The sequence below is a fragment of the Methanoculleus sp. SDB genome (assembly GCA_001412355.1).
Lineage (GTDB): Archaea > Halobacteriota > Methanomicrobia > Methanomicrobiales > Methanomicrobiaceae > LKUD01.
The window spans coordinates 1-10,867 of record LKUD01000064.1; the positions used below are offsets into that span (position 1 = coordinate 1).

The following is a 10,867-nucleotide window of genomic DNA, read 5'->3' on the forward strand; positions in this document are numbered from 1 at the left end:
GTGCCGGCCAACGAACCGATCGAGTGTTTCGATTACGATGGCAATGGTTTCATTGGGTTTGGAGACGTGCGGGCCCTCTTCTGGATGTGGGGAACGTAAAGCTAAACGAAAAATCTATTAATATATGAGGAATGTCATGACATTAAATCAGCATGGATTTATTTGTGTAGTATTTGGAATTATCCTTTTATCATTTCTACCGTCATTTTGTTCTGCTGAGGATATTACGGCTATTTCCCCTGATTCATCAGGATATATAACCTATACTTCTTATGATAACGGCTATAAAGCGAATTATGATGCTGTGAGAACCACTTCATGGGAAGATTATGTTAATAGTACGGGATCACAGACATCGTTTAGTGGGAGCCAAGCAGGATATGCTGGACAGCGGGGAATTGTTGATATACAATCTTCTTTCTTGGATGTGTATAACATTGGGTACGAATACTTTGCTCACTACGATTTATCGGATTACGATCTGAGTAACTACGATAGTGCACATCTTATTGTCAATTATCAGCGACCCGTTCTCCCCTTTGATCCTTGGGCATCGGCCCAGCACATACCCCTCCCCCTCACCCTTGTTGCGAACGGACAAGGATCGATTGGAATCGGAGCAGGTAGTGTAGGCGGATCGGAGAGTGTGCCGATAAGCCTTTCAGATGAAATTAATGTTCAAATCCTTACAACCAGTTTAAAGTCGCAAAATCCCGTTCCCGAAGGAATCCCTGCGGAGACAACAACATATGAAGAATATGTCGCAATTACAACACAGATTGAACTGATATCAGGGTCAACACAACCAAACAGCCCACCGGTTCTGGATCCGATAGGAAATAAAGAAATTTTAGCAGGTGAAACACTTGAATTCACCATCACTGCATCTGATCCCGATGGCGATGCGCTCACTTTCTATGCAACTAATCTCCCGCTCGGAGCAAGTTTCAATCCTTCGATTCAAAAATTTACTTGGTTGCCTGACGCCACACAGGCTGGTGTCTATGAAAATGTGCTCTTTGAGGTTATGGACAACGGAACTCCACCACTGAGTGATTCAGAGGCCATTACTATTACCGTTGACTCTTTAAACCAGCCACCAGTAGCGCAATTTGAGGTCCTTCAAGAATCTCCTCTAATAGTTGGAGAGATTATTGTTGAAGAAAATATCACTTTTAATGCCTCTTCTTCATACGATCAAGATGGTGTGATTGTAAATTATCACTGGGATTTCGGAGATCAAACGATTGTAGATGGCATGGTGATTAAGCACCATTATTCCAAACCCGGAGACTATTTGGTAACATTAACTGTTGAAGATAATGACGGAGAAACAAATTCTACGGCACAAACTGTTCAGATTAAACCACTTCCTGTGATCCTGGTTCATGGATGGCGAGGATCCCCCAATAATTGGAATGAACTCATTGTTGAGTTGGAAAATAATGCAATTCCATATTATGTATTTGATTATTCTGAAGATGGAGCAACAGGAAATCCAATCGGCTATGCTCAAGAATTAGAGCAAGAAATTGGAGAATTATGTTTAAATTCAGAAAAAATTATTGGATTGGGATATAACGGCGGATATTCCGGGAAATATGACATCATCTGTCATTCCATGGGTGCTATGGTTACACGATGGTATATGGAAGAAATGGGAGGATCTGATAGCGTGAGACAGTGGATAGGTATCAATCCCGTGAACCATGGCGCTGCACTCGCTGATAAGGGTGATCCGCTCGTGCCCGACTGGCTTGGGTTGTTTGTCCATAATCTCATCGGGACAAAACCGGCAGTAAAAGCCATGAAAACCTCTAGCACTGAAGTCGAAACATTAAATGATAATAACCTTGATAATGGTGTTCTTTATCGCGTTATCGTTGGAATAAATGAAAATGAAGATGCATCATTTAGCAGGATAAAATTATTTGGTTCCATTGAATTAGGATTTGGTGGGAAAACAATTGCAATGAAATTTGTCGATGGAAAGAGAAAATACTGGAGAACATATCTTGGCGATGGAGTCGTTGCACTTGAGCAGAGCCAACTTGCGGGAAAGGGTATCGATTGCTATGAGGGGCTAACGCATAACACAACAACGAACAATGCCACTGTAATTTCTCGGATAATTGAATATCTCAAGGATCCTTCTAAAGCATGTATGAATAATGCACCTTCGACAGATTCCGAATTCGATCTTAAATTTAAAGCACAAGAGGGGAACGGAGGTGTCCTTAAAAAAGGGATGTGTTTGGCCTTGTACATTCCTGTCGGCGCAAATATCAATGAATTGGAATATACTCTTACATATTTAGGAAGTCAACTCGGTATGACAATTGTTTCGCCAAGCGGGCAGACACTCCAGGAAAATATTGATCCCGTGATAGGATTTTATGAAAATGAGAACAGCATCTATTATTTAATTTCCTCACCGGAAGAGGGAATTTGGTCTATTAGAATTAATGCAATCGATGTACCGGATGCAGGTGAACCTTATTCATTAATTGCTGCAATCTATAATGAATCTGATTTCCCAACTGATGATGTCATTGCACCAGCAACTTCGATATTACTAGAAGGAACATTAGAAAATAATTGTTATTCATCCAGCGTTAATGTCACTCTTATTTCTATAGACAACACTGGAGGATCAGGCATCAATAATACGCAATACAGTATCAATGGTACCCCATGGTCCACATATGCAAGTCCCTTTACTATTTTAGATGTTGGCGAAACGACGATTTATTATTTCTCAACTGATAATGCAGGAAATGTTGAAACAGAACAAGAAGCGGTATTTAGAATTGCCAACATAACCAACCCCCTCCCCGGCTGCACCAATCCACCGCAGGACCTCGATAATGACGGCTTCTACGAGGATGTGAACGGCGACGGTGTCTTTAGTTTCGGCGACATTCGCCTGTTCTTCGAGTATTATGATGTCTGGATTCCTGCGAATGAACCGATCGCGTGCTTCGATTACGATGGCAATGGGTTCATCGGATTTGGAGACGTCCGGGCCCTCTTCTGGATGTGGGGAACGTAAAAATCTTTCAAAAATTCTCTCAATTTTTTAAGACGTTTTTTGTAACATTGATGAACAATGTTTCGCCCTTCAGAAAAGTGATGTCACTTCACGATTTTGCGGTTTCATTTTTTCGAGATAACTATAACCCAAAATCAAAATGCGAGGGGGGAGATTCGAACTCACTGTTTGGGATAAATCTCGCAATCGTCATGCGCCCACCCGCTGCTCTTGGTGGCGATGCTCTCGTCACCCGATCGATAATGCAGGCATTTTTATTATGGTGAGGGATTCAACCTTCAAGGCAAGAACCCTTGACCGATGACGACAGGGCTTATTTTGATGGTTAAAATAAGCAATTCTGTCTGTTGACATTCTCACAATAGTTATTAAAACGTGAAAAAAGAAGTGATTTCATCCAATATTCTTCACAGTGGTTTTCTCATTACCATATAGGTATTCCCGAACTCCTCCGGGTATTTCTCAAAGATTCCGGTCTGCCGTTTCAACCCCTCGATTACCATCAGGGCACCCGCATCATCCGCAAATTCCTCTTCGAGTTCTCCAAACTTCGCCCTCAATCTACCGTAGAAACTTTCTTCCCATACTCGTGACGGGAGCCGGAAGGATCCAACCAGCTCGAGCCCGGCATTCCGGATGATCTCGAATCCTTTCTCTTCGGTCATCATTGCGGGATGGAATTCGGCGAAGAATTCCCGTGCCTCGTCGGAGGGGGTCTCCGTAAACCAGAATATATCCGAGATCATTATGTATCCGCCCTGTTTCAGGAGTTTTTTCCAGTACCTGACGGCATTTTCGATGCCGATGATGGATGCGCATCCTTCCGCCCAAATAATATCGAACGACTCCTCTCCAAAGGGAAGATCGTCCATGGACGCACGGACCGTTGTAACTCTCCCGGAAAAACCTTCGGCTGCACTTTTTTCATCCACCGCATCGAGGTAGGGCTGGTGTATATCGGTCGCTATGATGTTGCAGAACGGGCACAGGCGGGCAAGGGCCATCGTCTGTACACCCTTCCCGCAGCCGACATCAAGGATCTCACCACCTCCTTGTAGTGGTTCTGCGATGATTGAAAATGCCTTTTCCGTGTGCTCATCATCCCCCGCCCCCTGCCGGGGAAACGATTCAAAAATTGTAAAAATCGGATTATTTTCCATATATCATGTTAATTTCAGGATTGTATGTAATTTGTGGTCGTCCCGGCACCCTCCGTTCCAACGCCCGGCCGGATCAGAACCGAAGCCGGTTCCCGCCATATTTGTGGCCATAAAAAATCATCTCTGCCGGCAGTGCAGATTTCATTAATTTTTTTATCCTCCGGACCAAATTGATCTCGGGTCAGGGGTACGGGTATGCCTCCCGCCTCCGTGCAACCCCGGACAAAACCGCTCTCAATTTCTGCTCTCTCCCCTGGGACAGGTCTTGATGGCCATACACAAGCCACCACCGGACCCTCCCGGTAAGGGCATTATATTCAGCAAGGCAGGGCTACAATGTGCTCATACGGCGTTTTCTCCACTACCCTTATTATTCCGGAAGAACAGGAAAGCACTTCCTCCCTTTTTCCCATCACCGGATATCTGACCATGCCCGCAGAGAAATGGCATTCGACCGGGACGTGTGAATAATGCAGGATACCATACACGTCCTCTACGTCGATGACGAATCCGCCCTTCTTGATATCGCCAAACTCTTTCTGGAAAAAGAAGGCGAGTTTGCCGTCGATACCCTCACTTCGGCCACGGAAGCTCTCACCTGCATTCCCACGGAGCGGTATGACGCCATCATCTCCGACTACCAGATGCCCGAGATGGATGGCATCGAATTTCTGCAACAGGTGAGACGTTCGGGCAACGGCATTCCGTTCATCCTCTTCACCGGCCGGGGCCGTGAAGAAGTGGTTATCGAAGCGATCAACAACGGTGCGGATTTCTACATCCAGAAAGGCGGCCAGCCGCGGGCGCAGTTCGCAGAACTCGCCCATAAAGTCAGGCAGGCGGTCCAACGGCGTCGTGCGGAAATGTCGTTGCAGGAGAGTGAGGAGCGGTACCGCACCATTGTCAATGACCAGACCGAGATGATCTGCCGGTTCACCCCGGATGGCATTGTTACGTTCATCAACGAAGCCTACCGGCAGTACTTCCACCCCGTGCTCGCCCTGGCCGATATCGAGGGAAAGAAGATCCACGACCTCATGCAGATGGGAGAGGATGAGAGAATGGATACATTTCTTGCATCGCTCACACCGGAAACACCAATTCGCGAGATGGAGCATAAGGTCACGGGCAGCGACCGGAAGACGTACTGGCAGCTCTTCTCGGTCCGTGCGTTGTTCGACATCAGGGGAAGCCCACTCGAATACCAGGTGGTCGGACGGGATATCACCGGGCAGAAGCTGGCGCTGGGAGCACTGGCAGACAGCGAGTCCCGGCTCCGTTCATTCTTCGAGACGACCAGTGAATCGGTCACACTGGTCGATGAAGAGGGAACGGTGATCGAATGGAATCCCGCAGCTGAACGGATCACCGGCATCCCAAAAGAAGAAGCCCTCGGCAGCTCGCTGGCAGACGTGACATTCCGCATGCTCCCTCGCGAGAAGCGAACCGAAGCCTACCGTGCAGCGTTTGAGGAGAAGATCCGTGCTATGCTCAGTACGGGGATCCCGATCTTCGATAAACCCCGGATTATCGAAACGGAGCGTCCCGACGGGACCCGGGTCTTCCACCGGCAGGTAAGCTTTCCCATCAGGACCGACAAGGGATTCCGGTTCGGTTCGATTGCGCAGGATATCACCAGTGAAATACGGGAGGCACATGGCGTGCGCGAGAGCGAAGCGAAGTACCGCGAGCTTGCCGATCTCCTCCCGCAGATGGTCTTTGAAATGGACCGCGATTTTCAGGTTACCTATGCAAACCAGCATACATTCACCACGCTGGGATATACCGAAGAGGATCTCAAAGACGGCGTACATGCCTTGTCGATCATAGAACCTTCCCAGCACGGACGGGTACGGGAACACATCGAAAAACTCCTCAGCGGGATACCCCGGGAATCAAAGGAATATACCGTCATACGGAAGGATGGCAGCAGTATTCCGGTTCTCATCAATGCGGTGCCGGTGTACCGGAACGGGAACCTTGCCGGCTTCCGCGGCGTCATGAACGATATTTCCGCACGGAAAAAAATGGATGGAGAACTCCGGGAGAGCGAGGAGAAATACCGGCTCGTGGTCGAGAACAGCGATAATGTCGTATATATTTACCGTGGCAGCCGGATCCTTTTTGCCAACCGCAGGACAACGGAACTCACCGGCTATACCTATGACGAACTCATCAGCATGGACATCTGGGACCTTGTTCATCCCGATGACCGGTCCCGCCTGCAGGAAAACGCGAAACTGAGGCTCTCCGGAGGAACTCCCCCTCCTGACTTTACCGCGCGAATCGTCTTGAAAAGCGGTGAAGAACGGGAATGCGAGTTCTTTGTCAACCAGATCCTCTACCAGAACCAGCCGGCACTTCTCGGTATTCTCAAAGACGTTTCCGAACGAATAAAGGCTGAAAAAGCGATGCGGGAGAGCGAAGCGAAGTACCGCCTGCTGGCAGACCATGTCTATGATGTCATCTTTACCGCCGACCTGGATATGCATCTTACATATATCTCGCCCTCGGTCACTGCGCTCAGGGGGCTTTCGCCCGAAGAAGCGCTTGCCGAATCGATTCATGACGCCCTGACCCCCGCATCCTACCGGACCATCACGCAGCGCCGGGAGCAGGAACGTCATGCGCTGCATGAAAAAACTACAGCCCCCCCCTACCAGGCCATGGAACTTGAATTCTACAAAAAGGACGGATCCACGGTCTGGACTGAGACAGTTATCTCCCCCACATTTGACCGCGAAAATCACCCCACCGGCGTGGTCGGCGTGATGAGGGACATCACCGAACGAAGAAAGGCACAAGAGGCACTCCGCGAGAGCGAGGAGACGTTCCGGTCTCTGGTGGAGACCTCGCCGGACATGATCTGGGAGATCGACCTGCAGGGGAATTTCCTCTATATCAGTCCGCGGGTCGAGGCAATCATGGGGTATGCACCGGAAGAGCTCATCGGACAATCAATGATCACATTGCTTGCGGATGAGGGTAAATCCTATGCAATGCAGGAATTTCATCGCTATAGTACCCTCAAAGGATCGCTCTCACCTCTCGAAGTGCATGGCCGCCATCGTGACGGGCATGACATGACGATCGAGATCCGCCCGTCACTGACCGGAACTGCCGGGAAGCGGGAGGGTTTCCGGGGCTTCGCCGTGGATATCACCGAACGCAAAAAAGCCGAAGAAGCCCTCCGCCGGGCGAACCGCCAGCTCAACCTGCTGACCGGTATTACCCGGCACGATATCCTCAACAAAGTCGCGATCGCTCACGGGTTTCTACAGATCGCGGAGACGAACATTGACGACCCGGCGCTGGCCGGGCACCTGGGAAAGATCGAATCCGCCCTCACGGCAATCCGGTCCCAGATCGAATTCACTAAGATCTACGAGGATATCGGTACTCATGAGCCGCGATGGATTGATCTCGCCACCGTCATGCCACGCCAGCTCCCGGCAACAGTCTGCCTGACCGCCGACGTAGAGGGTGTCCGTGTATTTGCAGATCCGATGCTGGAGAAGGTCTTTTCCAACCTCCTTGACAACGCAATCCGCCATGGGGAACGGGTGACAGAGATTCGGGCATCATGCCATACGTCGGATGGGGATCTTCTCGTTGTCTGGGAGGACAACGGGGTGGGCATCCCTGCCGGGGAGAAGAAACTAATCTTCGAACGCGGATTCGGAATGAACACCGGCCTCGGGATGTTCCTTGTCCGGGAGATTCTTTCCCTGACCGGCATCGGGATTTCCGAGACCGGTGAGCCCGGGAAAGGTGCGAGGTTCGAGATCCGGGTGCCGGAAGCGGCGTGGCGCATGACAGGGAATGGGACTGAAGGCTTATACAGTCCCTGTGCTCCGTGCCGATGATGAGCCGGAAGTTCCCGACAAAGCACGACTTTCTGAGAACGGTCCGGGGAATATTGCGTCGGGATAGCGACATCGGCAGAGGAGGCACCGGACTCCCTGTCGTTCCTCTCGACGGACGCCATCGTTTCAGATTATCAGATGCCGGATAGGGACGGGATCGCCTTTTTTGGGGGGTGCCGGGGAACAGTCCGGCGATCTTTTGTTCATCCTCGTTCCCAGCCGGGAAGAGGTCGTGATCGAGAGAGGGCGATGTCTCAGGCTCCGCGAATATCCGGGGTATGCTGACAGCAAGGTATATCGGTGACGGGCAGATATTCTTTGCAGGATAGCATGAAGTTCAAAGGCAGTAAAACGGAAAAATGCCTGCTCGCCGCATTTGCCGGCGAGTCGCAGGCCCGCAACCGGTACACGTTTTTTGCGAGCGTGGCAAAGAAGGAAGGATACGAGCAGATATCGGCAATCTTCCAGAAGACTGCGGACGAGGAGAAGGAGCACGGCAAGCTCTTCTTCAAGCAGCTCAAGGGCGGCGCTGCCGAGATCGTCGCGGCATACCCCGCCGGCATGATCGGAACGACCCGGGATAACCTGCTGGCCGCTGCCGAGGGCGAGAAGCACGAGTGGGACACCCTCTACCCGGACTTTGCCGGCGTTGCGGAAGAGGAGGGATTTACGGAGATCGCACACCTCTTCCGGCAGGTTGCCACGGTCGAAGCGCACCACGAGCAGCGCTACCGGAAGTTGCTCGCAGCCATGGTGCAGGGCACCGTCTTTGCCCGTGACACTCCGACGCTCTGGTACTGCAGGAACTGCGGGCATGTCCACGAGGGGAGAGAAGCCCCGGAGAAATGTCAGGTCTGCGACCACCCGCAGGCCTATTTCGAGCTCTTCTGCGAAAATTATTGAGCGGCTCCCCTCTCTTTTTTTGCGGATTTCACAAACGGCTGCCGAAGCACTTCCACGTTCTCCGATGGGAATCATCACCATTACTTTTATCTGCCTTAATCCCGATCCCGCTCATCATGACACTCTATATTGTCCTGGGAAAATTGACGGATATCGCCATCGCGAAAATGAAGGAAGCGAAAAAACGGGACGATACGGCACAACAGATCATACAATCGGCAGGCGGGAACCTCATCAGCCTTTACTATACCCTTGGCCGCTATGATTTCGTAGCAATCGTTGAATTGCCGTCCCCTGAAGCTCTTGCCAACGTCATTATCAACATCAGCCAGTGGGGTACGCTCAGTACCGAATCCATGACCGCTATTCTTCCCGAACAGATGTATAAAATGGCACAGTGAATCGGGGGGCGTATGAGGATATTCTCCCGCAGAGGGATACGCACCCGCGGGATACCAGACTACGGAGCGGCGGGGATTTTCCGGCGCACCATACTTTTATCCCGCTGCCATCAGAAACGACCTCCTATGGACACCGCACTGCGTGACCGGTTTACCGGGTTGTGGAACGAGTATTTTGACGGGTCGGAGCTCCCGATCACGTTCGGGATAGGTGCGGCCGACGAAAACCTGCAAAGAGCCCCCGTCCCGAAAGGCTGGCGGTGCCTGGTCTGCGACCTTGCACGGGTCAGGAAAGGCCGTTCCCTCATTTTCGATCACGAATCGCTCTCCTGCAGCGGGGCGAAATGGTACCTCGGCTATGCGACCGAACGGGCCCCTGAATTCCGCTATTTCCTCTCCTGCGGAAAACCCGGAGTCGTGGAGGGGGAGCGGTACAAACGGACGCCGGAAATCGTGGATGACATGGACCGGCACCGGGAACACATCCCCGCCGAAGGGAAGTGCTATGCGTTCAAGCGGTGGGACCTGCTGACAGACGACGATACCCCCGAGGTCGTGATCTTCTTTGCCCGGCCCGAAGTGCTCTCGGGCCTCTTTACCCTCGCCAATTTCGACCAGTCCGACCCGAACGGCGGGGTCATCTGTCCCTTCGGGGCGGGATGCGGGTCGATCATCCACTACCCGTGGCTCGAGCAGCAGAAGGAGCACCCGAGGGCGGTCCTCGGCATGTTCGACCCTTCGGCCCGCCCCTGTGTCCCGACGGACGTGCTGACCATGGCCATCCCGATGAAGAAGTTTGAAAAGATGATCGGCTACATGGAGGAGAGCTTCCTCGTCACCGGGACGTGGGAGAAGGTCCAGAAGAAGATCCGGCGGAGTGCGGAGGTGCACGCTCGGTAGCGGAGGGGCCCAAGGGGAAGGGGGGATGCTCCAGACCATGAAGGGAAGGGGTGCATTCTCCTACCCGGCATCGTCCGGAAAGAGTCGTTTTCCCATTTCCGTGTATTCGATAGCACCCAGCTGTCTGAGAAAATTCACTTCGTTGTCGACTTCCCACCCCTCCGCAAGCCTGCCGGCCGCGATACGCCAGATGAATACCATCATCATCGTTACTTTCCTGCCGGTAGGGGGCAATGAGACGCCGGAAATATTCCATTCGCCCGTATGGGTCCCCGTCGCTCTGACACAGACCCACACCTTATCCCCTTCTGCAATGATATCCTCAATATGCTCATGCCAGTCGGGGAATGCCTCGAACGCCAGCGAAAAGAGCTGTTTGAAGCTTTCGAGGCCGGTTTGCCCGTGGGTGTGGTCGATATAATCCGGGGCCACCAGTTCGTCGAAAATATCCAGGTTCCGCGTGTTATAGGCATCGATAAACCGACGGACGAGGGCCTTATTCTCTTCCGATGACATGGTACATCACCTCCACCTGAATCCTTTTTGATATTTAGCATTTTTTTATCTTCTCGTTAGCTTGTTATC

General features: G+C 51.3%; 7 protein-coding genes. 5 read left to right on the forward strand and 2 right to left on the reverse strand.

Annotated elements, in window-relative coordinates:
* Positions 1-1,621: 1,621 nt before the first annotated feature.
* Positions 1,622-3,052 (forward strand): hypothetical protein, encoded by a 1,431-nt coding sequence (locus APR53_04135; protein KQC04003.1) that lies wholly within the window; start codon positions 1,622-1,624, stop codon positions 3,050-3,052.
* A 407-nt stretch (positions 3,053-3,459) separates the two neighbouring features.
* Here the strand turns inward: APR53_04135 and APR53_04140 are convergent, their stop codons facing one another.
* Positions 3,460-4,212 carry an SAM-dependent methyltransferase gene (locus tag APR53_04140; protein KQC04004.1) on the reverse strand — a complete coding sequence of 251 codons (753 nt, stop codon included), beginning with the start codon at positions 4,210-4,212 and terminating at the stop codon, positions 3,460-3,462.
* Positions 4,213-4,682: 470 nt separating this feature from the next.
* Here APR53_04140 and APR53_04145 point away from each other — a divergent pair, with 470 nt between their 5' ends.
* The 4 genes from APR53_04145 to APR53_04160 all read left to right on the forward strand — a co-directional run bounded on the left by APR53_04145 (position 4,683) and on the right by APR53_04160 (position 10,282).
* Positions 4,683-8,078 carry a hypothetical protein gene (locus APR53_04145; GenBank protein KQC04005.1) on the forward strand — a complete coding sequence of 1,132 codons (3,396 nt, stop codon included), beginning with the start codon at positions 4,683-4,685 and terminating at the stop codon, positions 8,076-8,078.
* A 330-nt stretch (positions 8,079-8,408) separates the two neighbouring features.
* Positions 8,409-8,981, forward strand: a complete 573-nt coding sequence (locus APR53_04150; protein ID KQC04006.1) for a rubrerythrin — start codon at positions 8,409-8,411, stop codon at positions 8,979-8,981.
* Positions 8,982-9,097: 116 nt separating this feature from the next.
* Positions 9,098-9,382: a hypothetical protein gene (locus APR53_04155; GenBank protein ID KQC04007.1), complete on the forward strand. Its 285-nt coding sequence runs from the start codon at positions 9,098-9,100 to the stop codon at positions 9,380-9,382.
* A gap of 126 nt (positions 9,383-9,508) precedes the next feature.
* Positions 9,509-10,282 (forward strand): hypothetical protein, encoded by a 774-nt coding sequence (locus APR53_04160; protein KQC04008.1) that lies wholly within the window; start codon positions 9,509-9,511, stop codon positions 10,280-10,282.
* Positions 10,283-10,342: 60 nt separating this feature from the next.
* Here APR53_04160 and APR53_04165 read toward each other — a convergent pair whose 3' ends face one another.
* Positions 10,343-10,798, reverse strand: coding sequence for a hypothetical protein (locus APR53_04165; GenBank protein KQC04009.1), 456 nt, complete (start codon positions 10,796-10,798; stop codon positions 10,343-10,345).
* Positions 10,799-10,867 lie beyond the last annotated feature (69 nt).